At 68.9% G+C, this 20,741-nt stretch carries 20 protein-coding genes; 11 read left to right on the top strand and 9 right to left on the bottom strand.

The window, feature by feature from the left end; genetic code table 11:
- Nucleotides 1-46: 46 nt before the first annotated feature.
- The 6 genes from pheT to infC form a co-directional block, all read right to left on the bottom strand.
- On the bottom strand, nucleotides 47-2,617 hold the full coding sequence (gene pheT / locus ED92_RS34535; protein ID WP_037345634.1) for a phenylalanine--tRNA ligase subunit beta: 2,571 nt from the start codon (nucleotides 2,615-2,617) through the stop codon (nucleotides 47-49).
- On the bottom strand, nucleotides 2,618-3,682 hold the full coding sequence (gene pheS / locus ED92_RS34530) for a phenylalanine--tRNA ligase subunit alpha (RefSeq protein WP_037345633.1): 1,065 nt from the start codon (nucleotides 3,680-3,682) through the stop codon (nucleotides 2,618-2,620).
- A 236-nt stretch (nucleotides 3,683-3,918) separates the two neighbouring features.
- Nucleotides 3,919-4,752, bottom strand: a complete 834-nt coding sequence (locus ED92_RS34525; protein WP_081976003.1) for an RNA methyltransferase — start codon at nucleotides 4,750-4,752, stop codon at nucleotides 3,919-3,921.
- Entirely contained in the window at nucleotides 4,749-5,126 is a 378-nt protein-coding gene (gene rplT / locus ED92_RS34520) for a 50S ribosomal protein L20 (RefSeq protein WP_005163284.1), read from the bottom strand. The genes ED92_RS34525 and rplT overlap by 4 nt, the downstream gene beginning before the upstream one ends.
- Before the next feature lie 62 nt (nucleotides 5,127-5,188).
- Nucleotides 5,189-5,383, bottom strand: a complete 195-nt coding sequence (gene rpmI / locus ED92_RS34515) for a 50S ribosomal protein L35 (protein WP_007028043.1) — start codon at nucleotides 5,381-5,383, stop codon at nucleotides 5,189-5,191.
- Between the two features lie 70 nt (nucleotides 5,384-5,453).
- Nucleotides 5,454-6,029 carry a translation initiation factor IF-3 gene (gene infC, locus ED92_RS34510; RefSeq protein WP_051071860.1) on the bottom strand — a complete coding sequence of 192 codons (576 nt, stop codon included), beginning with the start codon at nucleotides 6,027-6,029 and terminating at the stop codon, nucleotides 5,454-5,456.
- 270 nt (nucleotides 6,030-6,299) lie between these two features.
- On the opposite strand from infC, the gene ED92_RS34505 reads away from it, so the two are divergent.
- The 3 genes from ED92_RS34505 (at nucleotide 6,300) to ED92_RS34495 (ending at nucleotide 8,416) form a co-directional block, all read left to right on the top strand.
- Nucleotides 6,300-6,659, top strand: coding sequence for a DUF1844 domain-containing protein (locus ED92_RS34505; RefSeq protein WP_005163289.1), 360 nt, complete (start codon nucleotides 6,300-6,302; stop codon nucleotides 6,657-6,659).
- Between the two features lie 135 nt (nucleotides 6,660-6,794).
- Nucleotides 6,795-7,424 carry a GntR family transcriptional regulator gene (locus ED92_RS34500; protein ID WP_200882777.1) on the top strand — a complete coding sequence of 210 codons (630 nt, stop codon included), beginning with the start codon at nucleotides 6,795-6,797 and terminating at the stop codon, nucleotides 7,422-7,424.
- Nucleotides 7,421-8,416 (top strand): 1-aminocyclopropane-1-carboxylate deaminase, encoded by a 996-nt coding sequence (locus ED92_RS34495; RefSeq protein ID WP_037345629.1) that lies wholly within the window; start codon nucleotides 7,421-7,423, stop codon nucleotides 8,414-8,416. The genes ED92_RS34500 and ED92_RS34495 overlap by 4 nt, the downstream gene beginning before the upstream one ends.
- Nucleotides 8,417-8,485: 69 nt before the next feature.
- Here ED92_RS34495 and ED92_RS34490 read toward each other — a convergent pair whose 3' ends face one another.
- Genes ED92_RS34490 through ED92_RS34480 form a run of 3 tightly spaced genes read right to left on the bottom strand, consistent with a single transcriptional unit; the run spans nucleotide 8,486 to nucleotide 10,568 of the window.
- Complete coding sequence (locus tag ED92_RS34490; protein WP_007028047.1) at nucleotides 8,486-8,869, bottom strand: RidA family protein; 384 nt, start codon at nucleotides 8,867-8,869, stop codon at nucleotides 8,486-8,488.
- Nucleotides 8,866-9,630, bottom strand: a complete 765-nt coding sequence (locus ED92_RS34485) for an IclR family transcriptional regulator (RefSeq protein ID WP_037345627.1) — start codon at nucleotides 9,628-9,630, stop codon at nucleotides 8,866-8,868. The genes ED92_RS34490 and ED92_RS34485 overlap by 4 nt, the downstream gene beginning before the upstream one ends.
- Nucleotides 9,627-10,568: a sugar kinase gene (locus ED92_RS34480; protein WP_235213445.1), complete on the bottom strand. Its 942-nt coding sequence runs from the start codon at nucleotides 10,566-10,568 to the stop codon at nucleotides 9,627-9,629. Before ED92_RS34480 ends, ED92_RS34485 begins: the two co-directional genes overlap by 4 nt.
- Nucleotides 10,569-10,718: 150 nt before the next feature.
- On the opposite strand from ED92_RS34480, the gene ED92_RS34475 reads away from it, so the two are divergent.
- From ED92_RS34475 to ED92_RS34440, 8 genes are read left to right on the top strand one after another with little or no spacing between them, the layout of a single operon-like run.
- Nucleotides 10,719-12,023: an amino acid deaminase gene (locus ED92_RS34475; protein WP_037345624.1), complete on the top strand. Its 1,305-nt coding sequence runs from the start codon at nucleotides 10,719-10,721 to the stop codon at nucleotides 12,021-12,023.
- 33 nt (nucleotides 12,024-12,056) lie between these two features.
- Nucleotides 12,057-13,652, top strand: a complete 1,596-nt coding sequence (locus tag ED92_RS34470) for an amidohydrolase family protein (protein ID WP_037345622.1) — start codon at nucleotides 12,057-12,059, stop codon at nucleotides 13,650-13,652.
- Entirely contained in the window at nucleotides 13,649-15,037 is a 1,389-nt protein-coding gene (locus ED92_RS34465) for a GntP family permease (RefSeq protein WP_037345619.1), read from the top strand. Before ED92_RS34470 ends, ED92_RS34465 begins: the two co-directional genes overlap by 4 nt.
- Before the next feature lie 27 nt (nucleotides 15,038-15,064).
- Nucleotides 15,065-16,195, top strand: coding sequence for a lactonase family protein (locus tag ED92_RS34460; protein WP_037345616.1), 1,131 nt, complete (start codon nucleotides 15,065-15,067; stop codon nucleotides 16,193-16,195).
- A gap of 10 nt (nucleotides 16,196-16,205) precedes the next feature.
- Nucleotides 16,206-17,489: an extracellular solute-binding protein gene (locus tag ED92_RS34455; protein ID WP_037345614.1), complete on the top strand. Its 1,284-nt coding sequence runs from the start codon at nucleotides 16,206-16,208 to the stop codon at nucleotides 17,487-17,489.
- Nucleotides 17,490-18,449 carry a carbohydrate ABC transporter permease gene (locus tag ED92_RS34450; protein ID WP_037345611.1) on the top strand — a complete coding sequence of 320 codons (960 nt, stop codon included), beginning with the start codon at nucleotides 17,490-17,492 and terminating at the stop codon, nucleotides 18,447-18,449. It begins immediately after the preceding gene.
- Entirely contained in the window at nucleotides 18,440-19,315 is an 876-nt protein-coding gene (locus tag ED92_RS34445) for a carbohydrate ABC transporter permease (RefSeq protein WP_037345608.1), read from the top strand. Before ED92_RS34450 ends, ED92_RS34445 begins: the two co-directional genes overlap by 10 nt.
- Nucleotide 19,316: 1 nt before the next feature.
- Entirely contained in the window at nucleotides 19,317-20,723 is a 1,407-nt protein-coding gene (locus ED92_RS34440; protein ID WP_152611082.1) for a beta-N-acetylhexosaminidase, read from the top strand.
- The last annotated feature ends 18 nt before the right edge of the window (nucleotides 20,724-20,741 follow it).

Here is a 20,741-nt window from a genome sequence, read left to right as displayed (position 1 = left end):
TTCCTCGGCTCAGCCGAGGGAAGGGGGCCTTCACGGAACTACAGGGTCAGGCCCGCAGGCTCGCGCCGAAGCGTTCACCGGCGACCGCGACGGCGGCGTCGCGGGCCTTGGTGGCCTCGTCGACGGTCAGCGTGCGGTCCGCGGCACGGAACCGCAGCTTGTACGCCACCGAACGCTTGCCCTCGCCCACCTGCTCGCCCTGGTAGGAGTCGAACAGCGTGATGTCCTCGAGCAGTTCGCCCGCGCCTTCGCGCAGCGCCTCGGCCAAGTCCGCCGACGGCACACCCGCGTCGGCGACGAGGGCGACGTCGAGCAGCACCGGCGGGTACGCCGAGATCCGCGGCGCCGGACGGTCGTCCGGGATCGGGATGGCGTCCAGGTCCAGCTCCATCGCGACGGTGCGCGGCGGCAGCCCGAGCGCCTCGACGACCTTCGGGTGCAGCTCACCGGCGTAACCGACCGGCCACTGCCCCACCCGCAGCTGCGCGCAGCGGCCGGGGTGCCACGGCGGCTGATCCGCCGCGGCCGTGGTCAGCTCGACACCGGCGGCCTGCGCCACCAGCCGGGCGGCCTGGACCGCGTCGGCCCAGTTCGCCTGCTCACCCTCGCCCCACCAGCCGGCGCGAGCGCGCTGACCGGCGAGCACGACGGCGACGTGCAGCGGCTGCGGCGGCACGGCCGCCTCCAGCACCGCGAGCTCCTCGTCGGTCGGGCGCCGATCCACCCCGAGCGAAGGCATCGGGATCGGGTTCGGCCCGGGCAGCACGACCTGCCCGATGTGGAACAGCGAGACATCCTTGAAACCGCGGGAAATGTTGCGCTGCAAGGTCTCCAGCAGCCCCGGCAGCAAGGTGCTCGCCATCCGGTCCTTGTCCGCCTCCAGCGGGTTGCGGACCTTGACGGTGCTGCGGCGGACGTCGTCCTCGGGCAGCCCGAACGAATCCCAGACCGAGTCCGAGATGAACGGGAAGGGCAGCACCTCGACGTAGCCGTTCTCCGCCAGCGCGCGAGCGACCGAGCGACGGCGACGCTGCGTGTCGGTGAGCCCACGGCCGGCCGGGGCATCGGGCAGCACCGACGGGATGCTGTCGTAGCCCTCCAGCCGGAGCACCTCCTCGACCAGGTCGGCGGGCTGCACGAGGTCGCCACGCCAGCTCGGCGGGACCGCCGTCACCAGTGCGGTGCCGTCCTCCGACGTGCCCACGTTGACCTTGCAGCCGATCTGCGAAAGCCGTTTGACCGTGACACCACGCTCGTAACGCACACCGGCCACCTGGTCGGGCAGGCTGATCGGCATGGTCACCGGCGGGTTCGGCTCGACGCCGCCCTCGTCGGTGCGGCCGGGCAGGATCGAGCCCTCGCCGTACTGACGCAGCAGGCGCGCCGCGAACTCGACGGCCACCGCGCACAACTGCGGGTCGGTGTAACGCTCGAACCGCTTGGCCGCCTCGGAGAACAGCTTGTGACGGCGGGCCGTCCGGCTGATCGACGACGGATCCCAGTGCGCCGCTTCGAGCAGCACGTCGGTGCTCTCCGGCGTGATCTCGGTCGACGCGCCGCCCATCGTGCCCGCCAGCGAGATGACCCCGCTGTCGTCGGCGATCACCACGTCGTCCGCGTCGAGCGTGCGCTCGACATCGTCCAAAGTGGTCAGTTTCTCGCCGGGCTTCGCCTTGCGCACCACCAGATCGCCCTTGACCGAACCGGTCGCGAACGCGTGCAGCGGGTGCCCGAGTTCGAGCATGACGTAGTTGGTCACGTCGACGGCGAGCGAGATCGACCGGATCCCCGCCAGCATCAGGCGGCGGCGCATCCACCACGGCGTCGGGGCCGTCGCGTCGAGGTTCTTGACCCGGCGCAGGACGAACCGCTTGCAGCCCTCGGTGTCTTCGAGGTGCACCGGCCAGACGTCGCTCTCGGCCTCGGGGACCTCGATGGACGCCGGGTCGCCGAACGGGACGTCGAGCGCGTTGGACAGCTCGCGGGCCAGGCCGCGGACCGACAGCGTGTACCCGCGGTCCGGGGTCGGCGTGACCTCGAGGACGGTGTCGTCGAGGCCGAGCAGCTTGGTCGCGTCTTCGCCGGGGCTGGCCGTGCTCGGCGGCAGCACCAGGATGCCGGAGTGGTCGTCGCCGATGCCGAGTTCGCTCGCGGAGCAGATCATGCCGTCGCTGAGACGGCCGTAGGTCTTGCGCGAACCGATCTCGAAACCACCGGGCAGCACGGTGCCGGGCAGCGCGACGACGACCAGGTCGCCCTCGGCGAAGTTCGTGGCACCGCAGATGATCCCGCGGGTCTTGATCCCCGTGGGGCCTTCGTCCTCGAAGGGACCTTCGTCGTCGTCCTCGTCGTCGTCGAGGTTCTCGTCCGGCTTGTCGGCGTCCTCGTCCTCCGACTCGCCGACGTCGACCCGGCAGAACCGGACCGGCTTCTTGAACTCGGTGAGCTCCTCGATCTCGGCGACGCGGCCGACCACGAGCGGGCCGGTGACCGGTTCGAGTTTCCGGACGTCGTCGACCTCGATGCCGATCCGCACGAAGGCGTCGGCCAGATCCTGGGCCGTGACCTCTTCGTCGACGTCGAGGTGTTCGATCAGCCAGCTGGCTGGGACCTTCACTCAGGCCTCCGTTCCGAAGGGCAGGGTGAACCTGATGTCGCCCTCCACCATGTCGCGCATGTCCGGAATTCCGTTGCGGAACTGCAGGGTGCGCTCGATACCCATGCCGAAGGCGAAGCCCGAGTAGACCTCGGGATCGACGCCGCAGGCACGCAAGACGTTGGGGTTGACCATGCCGCAGCCGCCCCATTCGACCCAGCCGGGGCCGCCCTTCTTCTCCTCGAACCAGACGTCGACCTCGGCCGACGGCTCGGTGAACGGGAAGAAGTGCGGACGCAGGCGCGTCTTCGAGGTCCCGCCGAACATCGCGCGGGCGAAGGCGTCGAGGGTGCCCTTGAGGTGCGCCATCGTCAGGCCCTTGTCCACCGCGAGCCCTTCGACCTGCGAGAACACCGGCGTGTGCGTGGCGTCGAGTTCGTCGGTCCGGTAGGTGCGGCCGGGGCAGACGACGTACACGGGCAGGTCCCGGTGCAGCAGCGTGCGGGCCTGCACCGGCGAGGTGTGCGTCCGCAGCACCAGGCCGGAGTCCTCCTCGCCGAGGTAGAACGTGTCCTGCAGCTGGCGCGCGGGGTGGTCCTTGCCGAAGTTCAGCGCGTCGAAGTTGAACCACTCGGCTTCGAGTTCCGGGCCGTCGGCGACCTCGTAGCCCATCGCGACGAACGCGTCGGCGATCCGCTCCGAGAGGGTCGCGATCGGGTGCCGGGCACCGCGGGGCACGCGGTCCCACGGCAGCGTGACGTCGACGGCCTCCTCGCGGAGCACCCGCTCGTCACGTTCCGCCTGGAGCACCGCGCGACGGGCGTCGAACGCGGACTGGATGCCCTGGCGCGCTTCGTTGACCCGCTTGCCTGCCTCGGCCTTCTCCTGCTTCGGCAGGGCGCCGATCTCGCGGCGGGCGAGCAGCAGCGGAGACTGGTCCCCGAGGTGGGCGGGTTTGACCGCGGCCAGCGCGTCGAGATCCGCCGCGGCCGCGAAATCCGTCTCGGCCTGTTTGACGGCGGCCGTCAACGTTTCCGGCGCGAGCGCCCCCGCCTGGGGGTCCTGCTTGTCGTTGGCTTCGGACATAACTCCTCGGCGTCCGCTGGGACTGGTCCGGTGCACGCGAGCGCACACATGGGTTTAGCAGCTGCTGAATTCTATGGGACAGCGAACGGCGGCCCCCGATCACCCTCGGGCTGGGCACACCGTCACTCGGGAGTGCGAAAAACGCGCTCTACGCCGTAAACAAGGTGCTGGAACGAACAGTGCGTTCCATGAGAGCTCCCTTGGTGTCGTGGTGCGACGGCGTGATGCCCGCGACTCTACGTGGCCGCGGCCCGCGAAGCCATCGCATTTGTGTACACGCAGATGGCGGCGGCCGTCGCCAGGTTCAGGCTCTCCGCCTTGCCGTACATCGGGATCTTGACCGCGAGGTCGACCGTCTCCAGGACTTCGCGCGGCAATCCGTGTGCCTCGTTGCCGAACACCCACGCCGTGGGCTCGTCGAAGGTCACCTGATCGAGTTCGGTGTCGGCGTAACCGTGCGCGCCGAGGGTGCGGAGTCCGGCGGCGGAGCAGGCCTTCAAGGCCGCGTCGACGTCGCGGATCCGGGTGATGGCGGGGTGGAACAGGCTGCCGGCGGCCGCGCGCACGCATTTGCCGTTGTGCGGGTCGACGCTGTCCCCCGCGAGGACGACCGCGTCGGCGCCGGCGGCGTCCGCGACCCGGATGACGGTCCCCGCGTTGCCGGGGTCGGCGACGTCGACGAGGACGACGACGAGCTTCGCACCCGGCTTCAGGACGGTCTCCTGTGGACGGTCGACGAGCGCGCAGACCGCGACGATGCCTTGCGGTGTCACGGTCTCGGACAATCCGCCGGCGGCGCGATCGGTGATCGGCGAGACGGGGACGCCCGCCTCGCGCGCGACGGTGAGCAGCCGCTCGTGCTGCGCGGCGGCGCGTTCGGTCACGAACAGCTCGTACACCTTGCCACCGGCTTCGAGGGCGGCCTCGACGGCGTTCGCGCCCTCGGCGAGGAACCGGCCGGTCTTCTCACGCTCGGCCCGGCGGGTGAGCTTGCGCGCAGCAACAACCCGGGGCGTCCGTTCGGTGAACGGAGCCGCCCCGGGTTGCGGAAGAGCGCTGTGGCCGGTCAGGCCGACTTCTTCTCTTCGGTGTTCACGTTCGCCTTGGCCAGCTCGGCCAGCGCGGTGAACGCGGCGGCGTCGTTGACGGCGAGGTCCGCGAGGATCTTGCGGTCGACCTCGACACCCGCGGCCTTGAGGCCCTGGATGAACCGGTTGTAGGTCACGCCGTTGGCGCGGGCCGCAGCGTTGATGCGGGTGATCCACAGCTGGCGGAAGTCACCCTTGCGGGCACGACGGTCCCGGTAGGCGTAGTTCAGCGAGTGAAGCGTCTGCTCCTTCGCCTTGCGGTACAGCCGCGAGCGCTGGCCGCGGTAGCCGCTGGCGAGCTCGAGAGTCGCGCGACGCTTCTTCTGGGCGTTGACCGCCCTCTTGACGCGTGCCACTGGTCCATCCTGTCGATCTGGGGGCGCGGCGGGCGCGCCCGGGGTTTACAAGTGCGGGGGTGTCAGCGGCCGAGAAGGCGCTTGACGCGGCCGACGTCGTTCTTGGCGATCTCGGTCGTGCCTTCGAGGCGACGGGTGAGCCTGTTGGACTTCTTCTCCATCAGGTGGCGACGGCCGGCCTTCTGGCGGCGCAGCTTGCCCGAGCCCGTGACGCGGACACGCTTGGACGTCCCGCTGTGCGTCTTCATCTTCGGCATTACGTTGTCCTCTTTCGTGCGGCGGCACACCGGTGTTCCCCGGTGTGCCGCTGACATGTGCTGGTCGGCGCTACGCGTCGGCGGGCGGCTCGGACGACTCGTCCTTGGCTGCCTTCGCGGCCTTCTGCGGCTTCACGTTCTTGTGCGGGGCCAACACCATGATCATGTTGCGACCGTCCTGCTTCGGCGACGACTCGACGAACCCGAGCTCGGTCACCTCGTCGGCGAGCTTCTGCAGCAGCCGGAAACCGAGTTCCGGCCGGGACTGCTCGCGACCGCGGAACATGATCGTGACCTTGACCTTGTTGCCTGCCGCCAGGAAGCGCGACACGTGACCCTTCTTGGTCTCGTAGTCGTGCTGATCGATCTTCGGCCGCAGCTTCTGCTCTTTGATGACGGTGAGCTGCTGGTTGCGGCGGGACTCGCGGGCCTTCTGCGCGCTCTCGTACTTGAACTTGCCGAAGTCCATGAGCTTGCATACGGGCGGGCGTGCCTGCGGGGCGACCTCGACGAGATCGAGATCGTTCTCCTGTGCCAGCCGCAGCGCATCTTCGATCCGGACGATGCCGACCTGTTCACCGGCAGGTCCGACGAGACGGACCTCCGGAACCCGGATTCGGTCGTTGATGCGTGTCTCGGAGCTGATGGGGCCTCCTTGGTCCGAGGTAAATTCTTCTACCGTTTCGACCTGGTGCCCACATGCCGAAGGCCCCGGTACCGTGAGGTACGCGAGGCCCACTCATTCCGATCGCGTTCAGTCTCCAGAACCGAACGCACCGCCTCCGACGCCCGAAATCGTCTTCGGCGAGACCGGACCCGGACACCTGATGTTGCGGCGGTGACACGGGTGGGAGCGGGGCTCCACTTGCCGCCCCCGATCGCTCGGGGGCTGGTCGCTCGTGGAAGGGTACCAGACGTGTCAGATGAACCCGTTCAGCAACCCCCGTATTCCCCGGACGTCCGCGACCTGGAGGACATCCCGAGCGTCGAGGTGATCAGCAGGGCGGCCGTCATGCTGCTCTCCGCCGGCGCCGAACGTCTCGGCCTCGCGGACGAGGACCCGGCCAGCTCACCGCACCGCGACCTCGACGAAGCCCGTCGCCTGATCACCGCCCTCGCCGGGCTGGTCACCGCTTCGGCAGAGTACCTCGGCCTGCACGCCGGCCCGTTGCGCGACGGCCTGCAGTCGCTGCAGAAGGCGTTCCGCGAGGCTTCGGCCGTGCCGGACGCGCCGGGGCAGGGACCGGGCGAGAAGTACACGGGACCGGTCTACTAGTCCCTCCCGACCCTCAAGTGTCATGAAAGGGCCGTTCAGGACGTTTTTCGTCAGGAACGGCCCTTTCATGACATCCGAACTACCGGACTGAAGCGCGAATGAACTAACATTTCAGATGTGAGTGGGTTAGCGAAGGTGCCGAGGTCCCTCCTCAGGGACGAGGCTTACGAGAGCATCCGGCGGGCGATCATCGACGGCACGCTGCCGCCGGGCACGAACCTGCGCGACGGCGACCTCGCCGAGCAGCTGGGGCTTTCCCGCGCGCCGGTGCGCCAGGCTCTGCTTCGGCTGATCGAGGACGGTCTCGTCGAGTCGAAGCCACAGAGCTACACGCGGGTGGCGGGGTTCGTCCCCGACGACGTCCGTGACGCCCTGCAGCTCGTGCGCGCGCTGCACGAGCTCGCCGTCCGGGCGGGCGCGCCGCGGATGGGACCGGCGGAGGTCGCCGCGATGCGGGCGGCCAACGCCCGGTTCGCCGACGCGATCGCCGCCGGGGACATCGCGGCCGCGATCGCCGCCGACGACGAACTCCACGACGTCCCGGTGGCCGCCGCGCGCAACCGGGCGATCGCCGCGACGCTGGCCCGCTACACCCCGCTGTTGCGACGTCTCGAATACGCCCGCTTCGGCTCCCTGCCCGCCCACCGGTCGGTCCAGCGCCACGCGGAACTGGCCGACGCCATCGAAGCAGGCGACGTCGACGCGGCCTGCGCGATCACCGCCACCATCTGGACCGAACTCGAAGCCCTCCTGGAGACGCCATGACCCTCGCCGACTTCCCCCGCTACCCGCTGCTGTTCGGCCCCTCCCCCGTCCACCCGCTCGAACGGCTCACCGCTCATCTCGGCGGCGCGAAGGTCTGGGCGAAACGCGAGGACGTCAACTCCGGGATCGCGTTCGGCGGCAACAAGACGCGGAAGCTCGAATACCTGGTCGCCGACGCGCTGGCCCAGGGCGCGGACACGCTGATCTCGATCGGCGGCGTGCAGTCGAACCACACCCGCCAGGTCGCCGCGGCCGCCGCGCGCGCCGGGCTCAAGGCCGTCCTGGTGCAGGAGAGCTGGGTCGACTGGACCGATCCGATGTACGACAAGGTCGGCAACATCCAGCTCTCGCGCATCCTCGGGGCGGACATCCGGATGGTCGAGGCCGGGTTCGGCGTCGGGTTCAAGGAGAGCTGGGAGAACGCGGTCAAGGAGATCGAGGCCGACGGAGGGAAGCCGTACGCGATCCCGGCCGGCGGTTCGGACCACCGCCTCGGCGGGCTCGGCTTCGCGAACTGGATCGTCGAGCTCGAAGCGCAGGAGGCCGAACTCGGCGTCTTCTTCGACACGGTGGTCGTCTGCTCGGTCACCGGCAGCACGCAGGCGGGGATGGTCGCCGGGGCCGCGCTTTCCGGGAAGCCGCGGCGGATCCTCGGCATCGACGGCTCGGCGAAACCGGCGGAGACGCGTGACCAGATCACCCGTATCGCCCGGGCGACCGCGGAGCTGATCGGCGCGGGCGGGATCGGCGAGGTCGAACTGGACGAGCGCTATCACGCCGGGATCTACGGCATCCCGGACGAGTCCACTTTGGACGCGATCCGGACGCTGGCGCGGCTGGAGGGAGTGCTCACCGATCCGGTGTACGAGGGCAAGTCCATGGCGGGGCTGATCGACCTCGTTTCCCGCGGCGAGATCTCACGGGACTCGAACGTGCTCTTCGCGCATCTGGGCGGGCAGCCCGCCCTCAACGGGTACACGAGCGTCCTCTGACCGATGCGAGGAAAGGTCCTTTCCTCGCAAATTTTGCAAGGAAAGGACCTTTCATGGCACGCGCGAGGGTCAGTCCGTCACGGCCAGGACGTCGATCTCCACCAGCAGGCCGGCGGGCAGGCCGACGTACACGGTGGTGCGGGCCGGGTGCGGCGCCTCGCCGATCAGCTTGTTGTAGACCTCGTTGAACGCGCCGAAGTGGTCGACGTCGGTCAGGTAGACACGCACCATCAGCGCGTCGGCCAGGCTCGAACCGGCGGCCTCGAGCACCGCTTCGATGTTCTTGAAGGTCTGCTCGGTCTGCTCGCCGACGGTCTCGCCGACGATGGCGCCGGTGGCCGGGTCGAAGGCGACCTGGCCGGCCACCTGCAGGATGTTGCCCTTGCGGACCGCCTGCGAGAACGCGGCCACCGGCTTCGGCGCGTTCTCCGTGCTGATCGCGGTCTTGCTCATTCCAACTTCCCCTTTCGGTTCCCCGTCCATCCACTGTGGACGGAAGCTTCTTCGGTGGCGGCGACCAGCTCCGGCACGAGCGCCATCAGGCCGTCGTAGTCGAGCAGTACCTTCGGCACCGACACCGACGCGGCCGCGAGCACCACGCCGCCCGGACCGCGGACGGGCGCGGCGACGCAGTGGATGAAGTCCTCGTGCTCGGCGTTGTCCACCGCGTAGCCACGGTCGGCGACGAGCGCGAGTTCCTTCTCGTAGGCCTCGGGCGTGGTGATCGTGTTCGGCGTGCGGACGAAGAAGTCGATCCTCGACACCACGTCCGCCTGCTTCTCCGGCGTCATCGCCGCGACGAGCACCTTGCCGACGGCGGTGCAGTGCAGCGGCGCCCGTTTCCCGATGCGGGAGTACATCCGCACCGAATGCCTGCCCTCGAACTTGTCGATGTAGACGACCTCTCCGTCCTCATAGGACGCGAGGTGCACGGTGTGGCCGGTGCGCGCGTTGAGCCCGGCGAGCGCCGATTGCGCGGTGCGGCGGACGTCGCGATCCTCCAGCGCCTGCTGCGCGAGGTCGAAGAGCGCGCTGCCCAGCCGGTAGTACCGCTGCCCTTCCCGGCGGACGAAGTGATGTGCCTCCAGGGTGCGCAACAGCCGCAGCACGGTCGACTTGTGCACGCCGATCTCCTCGGCGAGCTGGTCGAGTGTCTTCGGCTCGCGGGCGAGACCGCCCAGCAGCGTGAGCGCCCTGTCCAGGCTCTGGCTCATCCGCCCACCACTCCCTTGTCCGTCAGCTTGGCCGCCGCCCATGCTGCCTCATCCGCGCCGAGGAGTGCTTCGACGACGGATCCGGACAGCGGCGTGCCCACGTCGTCGTGGGTCAGCAAGGTGGCCGCGGCCTGCAGATGGCCACGTCGCAGCCGGGTCGCGGGGTCGTCGCCGCGCAGGGTGGCGGCGAGGAATCCGGCCGCGAAGGCGTCACCGGCGCCGACCGGTTCCACGACGTCGACCTGGAGCGCGGGCGAGAACAGCGGTGGCCCGTCTCCCTCGACCAACGTCACCCCGCGCGCCCCGTGCTTGACGACCAGCGTCTTCGGCCCCGGCACCGCGGCGCGCAGCCGTTCCGGGTCACCGGTCCCCCACACCCGTTCGGCCTCGTCCTCGCCCGCCAGCACGATGTCGGCGCGGGCGGCCAGCCCCGCCAGCACCGACGGGTCGCGCCCGGTCCACAACGCGGGCCGGAAGTTCACGTCGAACGACACCAGCGTGTCCCCACGCGGTCGTTCCATCAGCGCCCGCACGAGGTCGAGGCAGCCGTCCGACAGCGCGGGCGTGATCCCGGACAGGTGGATGACCCGCACCCCGTCGAGATCGAGTTTCCCCAGCAATCCCGCGTCCATTCCGGACGCGGCCGAGCCTTTCCGGTAGTAGCGCACGGGGCTGCCGTCCGCGCCGCTCTCCTTGACGTAGAGCCCGGTCGGCCGCGTCGGGTCGACCACGACCGCGCTCACGTCCACCCCGGCCGCACCGATCTCGCGCACCAGCGCGCGGCCGAACGGATCGTCGCCCACGGCGCTCACCCACGCGCTGGTGAATCCCAGCGCCGGGAGATGACAGGCGACGTTCGATTCGGCGCCTCCGATGCTTCGCACCCACTTACGTACCTGGTCGGGCGGCCCGGGTTCGGCCGGCACGAACAAGGCCATCGACTCCCCGATGCACAACACGTCGGGCGCGCTTGTCACCTTCACGTCTCCTAGTCGTCATGCCGTTGACCTCCAGCGGACCGGATGCTACACCTATCCCACGCAATATGCGCAACGTCCGTTGCAACATACGCAACCGAGGTGAACCTCATGTTCCAAGCCGGCACCATCGATTCCGCCGCGGTCGCGGCCGTCCGGGAGGAGCGCGTCGACTGGCGCTTCCGCTCGGTCGCGCCCTCGCTGTCCGGTCTCACGATCGGCGAGGCCGCCGCCCGTGGCGCGAAGCTGTTCGAAGACGGCTTCCTCGGCCCGTTCGTCGTCCTCGACGAAGAGGCCGTCGAGCACAACCTGCGCACGATGGCGGCCTGGTGCGCCGAACGCGGGGTCGCGCTGGCCCCGCACGGCAAGACGACGATGGCGCCGCAGCTGTTCGAGCGGCAGCTGCGGCACGGCTCGTGGGGTATCACCTGCGCGAACGCCGGCCACCTGCGGATATACCGCGCGTTCGGCGTTTCCCGCATCCTGCTGGCGAACCAGCTGCTCGACCCCTCCGGTCTGAAGTGGCTGGCCGCCGAGCTCGACGCCGACGACGACTTCGAGTTCGTCTGCTGGGTCGACTCGGTCCGCGGTGTCGAGCTCATGACCGAAGCCCTGCGCGGGGCCCGCCGCAAGGTGGACGTGCTCGTCGAACTCGGCGCCGAGGGCGGCCGCACCGGTGTCCGCGACACCGACACCGCGCTCGCCGTCGCCGAGGCCGCGCACGCGAGCCCGGCTCTCCGGCTGCGCGGATCCGGCGGCTACGAAGGCGCGCTTTCCCACCACACGGACGAAAAGTCGCTCCAGCTGATCAGCTCCTATGTGGACGGTCTGCGCGAACTCGTGTTCGCCTTCCACGCCAAGGGCCTGCTCGACGACGCCGGCCAGATTATCGTCACCGGCGGCGGCAGCGCGTACTTCGACCGCGTCGCCGACGAGCTCACGAAGGACTGGGGTGGCCTGGACGTCCTGCCGATCCTGCGCAGCGGCGCCTACGTGACCCACGACGACGGCTTCTACCGGGTGATCTCACCGCTCGGTGAGCAGCCGCGTATCGATGGAGTCGCCTCGTTCCGGTCCGCGCTGCGCGCCTGGGCACAGGTGACGTCGAAGCCGACGGACGAACTCGCGCTGCTCACCATCGGCAAACGGGACGCCTCGTTCGACGAGGGCATGCCCGAACCGCGCCTCATCCGCAAGGGCGACGGGCAGGCGTCCGCGCTCGAAGGTCACTCCATCCAGAAGATGAACGACCAGCACGCCTTTCTCACCCTGCCCGCGTCGTCGCCGGTCGAGGTCGGGGACTGGATCGCCCTCGGGCTGTCCCATCCCTGCACCGTCTTCGACAAGTGGCCCCTGATCCCGGTCGTCGGCCCCGACGGCGAGACCGTGCTCGATTTCGTCCGCACCCACTTCTGATCCGTCCTCCACCGCCGCAGAGGAAGAATCACCATGGACATCGTCGTCCGCTCGGCACTGGTCGCCGACGGCACCGGAGATCCGCTCACCAGGCACGACGTGGGCATCACCGACGGCCGTATCGCCAGTGTCGCCGAACCCGGCTCGCTCGCGGGCCGCCGCACCATCGACGCCGAAGGACTCGTGCTCGCGCCCGGGTTCATCGACATGCATTCCCATTCCGACCTCCAGCTGCTCGCCAACCCGGATCACCTCGCGAAGCTCTCCCAGGGCGTGACGACCGAGGTCCTCGGACAGGACGGGCTCTCCTACGCTCCGGTGAACGACGACGTCCTCACCGCGCTGCGCCAGCAGCTCGCCGGCTGGAACGACGATCCGGCCGGGTTCGACTGGAACTGGCGTTCCGTCGGCGAGTACCTCGACCGGCTCGACGCCGGGGTCGCGGTCAACGCGGCCTACCTGGTGCCGCAGGGCACCGTCCGCATGCTCACCGTCGGCTGGGAAGACCGGCCCGCCACCGAAGCCGAGATGAACGCGATGAAGGAACTCATCGCGACCGGGCTGGCCGAGGGCGCGATGGGCATGTCGTCCGGGCTCACCTACACACCGGGCATGTACGCGACCACCGAAGAGCTGGTCGAGCTGTGCCGGGTCGTCGGGGAGAACGGCGGCTTCTACAGCCCGCACCACCGCAGCTACGGCAAGGGCGCGCTGGAGGCGTTCGGCGAGATGGTCGACGTCTCCCGCCGCTCCGGCTGCCCGCTGCACCTCGCGCACGCCACGATGAACTTCTCGGTGAACAAGGGCAAGGCGTCGAACCTGCTGGAGCTGCTCGACCAGGCGCTCGACGACGGCTGCGACATCACGCTGGACACCTATCCCTATCTCCCCGGCGCCACCTACCTTTCGGCGCTGCTGCCGAGCTGGGCGACCGAAGGCGGGCTCGACGCCACGCTGGCGCGATTGTCCGATGTGGACACCCGCGAGCGGATCCGCGCCGAGATCGAGGAGACCGGTTCCGACGGCGCCCACGGGGTGCCGATCGACTGGGAGGCCATCGAGATCAACGGTGTCCGCCGCGACGAGAACGCCCACCTCGTCGGGCATTCCGTCGCCGCTTCGGCGCAGCGGGCGGGGAAACCGGCCGCGGAGCTGTACTTCGACGTCCTGCTCTCGGAAAAGCTCGGGACGGCCTGCCTGATGCACGTCGGGCACGAGGAGAACGTCCAGGCGATCATGCGGCATCGCACGCACACCGGCGGCAGCGACGGGCTGCTCGTCGGCGCGCGGCCGCATCCCCGCGCCTGGGGCACGTTCCCGCGCTACCTCGCGCGTTACGTCCGCGAACTCGGCGTCCTCGAACTCGCCGAATGCGTCGCCCACCTCACCGGCCGCGCGGCACAGCGCCTGCGGCTGACCGATCGGGGTCTCGTCCGCGCCGGATACGCGGCGGACCTCGTGCTGTTCGACCCGGAAACCGTCGCCGACACCGCCACGTTCGACGAGCCGCGGCAGCAGGCCGCCGGAATCCCCTATGTCTTCGTCAACGGTGTCGCCGCCATCGACGATGGTCAACCGACCGGCGCCCTCGCCGGCCATTCACTGCGGAACCCCGGGAGTGCCCGATGATCGACTGGCTCCAACATTCGACGGGAGGTCTCCTGACCCTCGCCGCCGTCTCGATCGCGGTGTTGTTGTTCCTCATCATCAAGGTCAAACTCGAGCCCTTCATCGCGCTGATCGTGGTCGGCCTGCTGACCGCGCTGGCCGCGGGCCTGCCGGTCGTCCAGATCGTCGGCTCCGCACAGAAGGCCTCGGATTCCCTGCTGGAGAAGGGTTTCGGCGGGATCCTCGGCCATATCGCCGCGATCATCGGGCTCGGCACGATCCTCGGGTCCATTTTGGAGCGTTCGGGCGGGGCGAGGGTGCTCACCAGCGCGCTGCTGCGCGCCATCGGCGAGAAGCGGGCCCCGCTGGCGATGGGTCTCGCGGGTTTCGTCTTCGGCATCCCGGTCTTCTTCGACATCGGCATCTTCGTCCTGGCACCGCTGGTGTACGTCGCCGCCAAACAGGGCGGCCGATCGCTCGTGCTGTACGCGTTGCCGTTGCTCGCCGGGCTTTCCATCACCCACGCGTTCCTCCCGCCGCACCCCGGCCCGGTGGCCGCGGCCGGTCTGCTGCACGTGGAACTCGGCTGGATCATCCTGATGGGCCTGGTCTGCGGTATCCCCGCGTTCCTCGTCGGCGGTGTGCTGTATTCGACCTGGATCGGCAAGCGGATCGACGTGCCCGTTCCCGCGGAATTCCTGGTCGCGGAGGAAGAAGGCGAAAAGGAGACGAACCCGCCGTCGCTCGGGCTGGTGCTGGGGATCATCGCGGTCCCGCTGGTGCTGATCCTCGCCGGCACCTTCGGCAGCATCTGGCTTCCCAAGGCCTCCCCCGCCGCCGGTGTCGCCGCGTTCATCGGTACCCCGGCGGTCGCGCTGACGGTCTCGGTGCTGCTCGCGTCCTGGCTGCTGGGGCTGCGCCGCGGTTTGACGGGCAAGGATTTGAGCGAGCTTTCGGCGAAGTCGCTGCGCCCGGTCGCGATGATCCTGCTGGTGGTCGGCGCGGGCGCGTTCTTCGGCGCCGTGCTGTCCGCCACCGGGATCGGCAAGGCCGTCGCGGGTTCGCTGGACAACGCCGGTCTCCCGGTCATCCTGGCGGCGTACGTCATCAGTTGCGGAATGCGTATCGCACAGGGTTCGGCGACGGTCGCCATCGTGACCACGAGCGGTATCGTCGCGCCGACGGTGGCGACGCTGGGCTACTCGCAAATGCAGCTCGCGCTGCTGGTCGTCGCGATCTCGGCGGGTTCGATCATCGCCTCCCACGTGAACGACGGCGGTTTCTGGATCATCTCGCGGTACTTCAACATGACCGTGCCGCAGACCCTGAAAACCTGGACCGTATTGGAAACCGTCCTTTCCGTTTCCGGTTTCGGCGTGGCAGCATTGCTCATGGCAGTGGTTTAAACCACCCGACAGCTGGGAGAGATCACGATGACCGGACTCGATCGACGCACGTTCCTCGGCGCCGTCGGAGCGGCTGGACTCACCACCGTTCTCGGTTCCCACCTCGCGAACGCTTCCGAACAAACCTGCGGACCGAAGGGAACCGGGGCCATCTACGTCAGCAGCTACACCAGTTCCGGGCACGGGCTCGATGTCGCTCACCGGGACGCGACCACGAACGCCGTGGTCGTCGACCGGACGATTCCGGGAGTGAGCAACGCTTCCTGGTTCGACATCAGCGCCGACCGCAAGACGCTCTACGTGACCAATGAGGACGAGAACGGCCAGATCTCCGCGTTCAGCCTGGCCGATCCGACCAAACCCAAGCTGCTCAACAAGAAATCGGCCAAGGGGCAGCACCCGACCCACCTGAGCGTCCACTCGAGCCAGAAGTACGTGCTGGCCGCGAACTACAGCAGCGGCAGTGTCGTCGTCCTCCCGATCCTCGCGGGCGGGAAGCTCGGCGACGTCGTCGATCTGGCGCAGCACAAGGGCGCCGAACGCGACGCCCACGCGCACCAGGTGGTCAACGACCCCACCGGCAAGTGGGTACTCGCGGTCGACCTCGGCGCGGATTCGGTCTACGTCTACAAACTCGACGTCTCCACCGGGAAACTGAAGCTGAACCAGCAGCTGAAGCTCCCGTCCGGCGCCGGGCCGCGGCACCTGGCTTTCCACCCGAACGGCAAGTACGCGTACATCCTCGGCGAGCTGCGAGCCGAGGTCACCGTCGCGGCGTGGAACCCCGCCACCGGGAAACTGACCGCCGGACAGGTCGTCCCGGCCGTTCCGGCGGGCACCCCCGGCGCGCAGTACCCGGGCGAGATCACCACGTCCAAGGACGGGAAGTTCGTGTACGCCTCCGTGCGCGGCTCCGACACGATCGCGTCGTTCGGCGTCAGCGAGGACGGGAAGTCCTTGAAGCTGCTGAACAACGCGCCCGTCGGCGGCGTGTACCCGCGCCACTTCACCCTCGACCCGACGGAACGCTGGTTCTACGTCTCGAGCGACAAGTCCGGCACGCTCAGCTGGCTGCCGCGCGATCCCGGCACCGGTCTTCCGGGGGCCGTCGCCGGGAAACTGGCGCTCCCCCAAGTCAATTCCGTCTTTTTCGCATAAGGAGAAACCCATGAGAACTCGCGTCCTCATCGCGGGCCTCGCGGCGGTCGGCCTCGTCGCGGCCTGCGCGCCGGCCCAGAACACCCCGGCCGCGGGCGGCGGTGACGAGAAGACCGGCACGGTCCGCGTCTGGCTGTTCGACGAGGCCAACCGCGCGCCCAAGGAGGCCGCCGTCAAGGAGGCGATCGCCGAGTTCAAGGCGGCGCATTCGGGTGTCGAGGTCGACGTCCAGTGGATCCCGGTGGAAGGCCGTGCCGACAAGTTCTCCGGCGCCTTCAACGATCCGGCCAGCGCGCCGGACGTCGCCGAGTTCGGCAACACCGACGTCTCCAGCTACGCCGCCACGGGCGCGCTGGCCGACCTGACCGGCGATCTGTCGTCGTGGAAGGAAGGCGCCGACATCCTGCCCGCGGTACTGGAGACCGCGAAGTCCGGCGGCAAGACCTACGGGCTTCCCTGGTTCACCGGCATCCGCGCGTTGTACTACCGGACGGACATCTTCGCCGAACTCGGCCTCAAGCCGCCGACGACACTGGCGGAACTGACCGAGACCGCGAAGACGATCCGCGCCAAGAAGCCGGAGCTGTACGGCATTTCCGTCGGCGGCAAGTACACCTACGCGATGCTGCCGTTCCTATGGGCGCACGGCGGTGAGATCGCCAAGCAGGACGGCGGCAAGTGGAAGTCCACTGTGGACTCGGAGCAGGCAAAAGCGGGTGTGACCGCGTACGCGAACCTGCTCAAGGCGGACATCTGCCCGCCCGAACAGTGCGCCAACCTCACCGGGACGCAGAGCATCACGGCGTTCGCCGGTGGCAAGGCCGGGATGTCGATCGGCGGTGACTTCAACCGCAAGGCCGTCGAGGCCGGTCAGGTGAAGGGCAAGTACGCGATCATCCCGCTCCCGGGTACGGAGGCGGGCAAGATCGCCCCGGCGTTCGCGGGCGGCAACCTGCTCGGCGTGTTCAACGCGTCCAAGCGCAAGAGCCTCGCGGTCGAGTTCACCGAGCTGCTCGGTGGCGCCAAGTACCAGGAGAAGATGTACGTCGCGATGGGCAACCTGCCCACGCTCGGCAGTGTCCAGCAGAAGCTCGCCGCGAGCGACCCGTCGGTCAAGCCGTTCGTCGACACGCTCACCGCGGGCACGAAGTTCGTCCCCGCCACCGCGGCGTGGTCGAAGATCGACGCGCAGAACGTGCTGCCCACCGCGATCCAGCAGATCGCGACCGGCGGCAAGGACCCGGCCACCGCGCTGACCGCCGCGGCCGCCGAGATGAACAAGGCGTTCGGCTAAGTGGTCACGAAGGAAATCCCCCGCACTACGGCTCCGGCCGTCCCGGCACGGCGGTCGCCCCGCCGTCGCCGGGACGGGCGGGCCGCCCTGCTCTACCTGGCGCCCGGTGGCATCCTGCTGCTCGCGATGCTGGTGTACCCGATCTACCAGCTCGTCCTGATCTCGTTCTACGACTACGGCCAGCCGCAGGCGGTCGGCAACGCACCGCTGGTGTTCCTCGGTTTCGGCAACTACGTCGAACTGCTGGAGAACCTCCAGTTCTGGGAGGTGCTGGCCAAGACCCTCGGGTTCACCGCGGTCTGCGTCGTCGGCAGCCTCGCCCTCGGGACCGGGCTCGCCGTGCTGGCGACCCGGGTCCGCGCCTGGGCGCGTGTTCCGCTGTTCCTGGCGGCGCTGGCGGCCTGGGCGACGCCGGCCATGGCGGGCTCGTACGTCTGGCTGTTCCTGTTCGACGCGGACTTCGGCCTGGTGAACGAGGTGCTGTCGGGCCTCGGGTTCACCGGGATGGCGAACCATTCCTGGACCTTCGACACCTACAGCACGTTCGGGCTGGTGGCCGCCGAGGTCATCTGGTGCTCATTCCCGTTCGTCATGGTGACGATGTACGCGGGGCTCAAGGGCGTGCCGGAAGAGGTCATCGAGGCCGCGTACCTCGACGGCGCGTCGACCTGGCGCACCACGTGGTCGATCACGCTGCCGATGGTGCGGCCGCTGCTGACCATCGCCACGATCCAGTCGATCATCTGGGACTTCAAGATCTTCACCCAGATCTACGTGATGACCAACGGCGGCGGCGTGGCCGGGCGCAACCTCGTGCTCAACGTCTTCGCCTATCAACAGGCCTTCGCCGGACAGGAATACGGTCTCGGCGCGGCGCTCGGAGTCGTGATGACCTTGCTGCTGCTGTCCATCACCGGGTTGTACGTCCGGTCGCAACGCCGGAGCGCCGGATGGGTGTGACGACAGCCCCGAAGACGCGCCGGGTCAAACGCCCGGGCAGGCTGATCGCGGAGATCGTCTGCGTGGTGATCGCCGGGATGGTCGCGTTCCCCGTGTACTGGATGGTGCTTTCGGCGTTCAAGCCCACCGGGCAGATCCAGGCGGAGAACCCCCGCCCCTGGACGCTCACGCCGACCCTCGAGCATTTCGAACGGGTGCTCAGCGGTGAGGGTTTCGCGCTGTTCTTCCTGAACAGCGTGATCGTGGCCGTCGTGGTGGTGGCGTTGTCGCTACTGCTCTCGTTCCTCTCGGCGGTCGCGCTGACGCGGTTCAACTTCAAGGGCCGGACCGTGCTGCTGGTGATGGTGCTGGTGGCGCAGATGGTGCCGGTCGAGGCGCTGACCATTCCGCTGTTCTTCCTGATGCGGTCGGTCGGCGACGTCGCGCCGGCGTTCGGCACCAACCATCTCGGCTCGCTGATCCTGGTGCACCTGGCGTTCAGCCTGCCGTTCGCGATCTGGATGTTGCGCGGTTTCGTCGCCGCGGTGCCGCAGGAGCTGGAAGAGGCGTCGAAGATCGACGGGGCGAGCCGTATGCGGTTCACCTGGCAGATCCTCTTCCCGCTGGTGGCGCCGGGGCTGGTGGCGATCAGCGTGCTGGCGTTCATCCACGCGTGGAACGACTTCCTGTTCGCCAAGACGTTCATCATCTCCAACACCGAGAACCAGACGCTCCCGCTGGCGATCCTGGTGTTCTTCAAACCGGAGGACACCGACTGGGGCGCGGTGATGGCGGGCTCGACCCTGATGACCATCCCGGTGCTGGTGTTCTTCATCCTCGTGCAACGACGACTCGTGTCCGTCATGGGCGGCGCGGTGAAGGGTTGACATGCCTGGCTTCGAAACACTGCTCCCCCGTCCCGTCTCGGTGGAACCCTTGCCGGGAACGTGTTCCGTACCGTCCGAAGTGGACGTTCGCCGTGACGCCGCACTGCCGGCCGAGGGCTACCGGCTGGAGATCGACCCGTCCGGCGTGACCCTGCACGCGGCCGACGCGGCGGGCGAGTTCTACGGCCGCCAGACGCTGCGGCAGCTCGTCGGGCCGGACGCGTTCCGGGCCGCCTCCATCCACAATGGACAAGCGACGATCCCGTGCGGCGTGGTGACCGACCATCCGCGCTTCGGCTGGCGCGGTTGTCTACTGGACGTGGCACGGCATTTCCGCACCAAGGCCGAGGTGCTGCGGTTCATCGACCTGATCGCCGCGCACAAGCTCAACGTGCTCAACCTGCACCTGACCGACGACCAGGGCTGGCGGATCGAGATCCCCGAGTTCCCCAGGCTGACCGAGGTCGGCGGCTGGCGGAAGTCGTCGATGGTCGGACGGCACGACGGGCCGGAGCGTGACGGACGGCCGCACGGCGGGTTCTACTCGGCCGACGATCTCCGGGAGATCGTCGCGTACGCCGCCGCGCGTTCGGTGACGGTCGTCCCGGAGGTCGACATCCCCGGTCACGCCAGGGCCGCCATCGCCGCCTATCCCGAACTCGGGCCGGAGACCGACGAACCGTGGGAGGTCTGGACGAGCTGGGGTATCAGCACGTCCTTGCTGAACACCAATAAGTCCACAGTGGACTTCTTCAAACGCGTCTTCGACCACGTGCTGGACATCTTCCCGTCCGAGGTCATCGCGCTCGGCGGCGACGAGGTGCCCGGTGCGACCGAGGAGCACGGCCGATTCGTCCGGGAGATCGCGCGGCACCTCGTCGATCGAGGACGTCGCCCGCTCGGCTGGGATGAGGTGCTCGAAGCGGGCGATCTGCCGCCGATGGTCATCGGATCGTGGCAGAGCGAGGCGGCCGGTGCCCGTGCGGCGGCCGCCGGGCACGACGTCGTCATGTGCCCGGAGGACCACGTGTACCTGGACCACCGGCAGTCCGACCACCCCGACGAACCGATCCCCGTCGGCTACCTGAGCACGCTGGAGAGTTTCTACGGTTACGAGCCGGTGCCCGCCGATTACCCCGAGGGGAAGGCGATTCTCGGCGCGCAGGCGCAGGTGTGGTCCGAGCACCTCGACACCGTGCGGCGCGTGGACTACGTCGCCTTCCCGCGCCTGTGCGCTTTCGCCGAGGTGGCGTGGAGCGACCCGGCCGGACGGGATTACGCGGAGTTCCTGCCGCGCCTGCGGGATCACCATCTCCCGCGGCTGGACGCGCTGGGCGTCGAGTACCGGCCGCTCGACGGACCGCACCCGTGGCAGACCCGGCCCGGAGTCCCCGGGCGGCCTCGCTAGAAGTCGGGCCATGATGGG

This window comes from Amycolatopsis sp. MJM2582, from assembly GCF_000754115.1.
Lineage (GTDB): Bacteria > Actinomycetota > Actinomycetes > Mycobacteriales > Pseudonocardiaceae > Amycolatopsis > Amycolatopsis japonica.
Note: the sequence above shows the minus strand (reverse complement) of the source record. Positions and strands in the feature narration are given on the sequence as shown.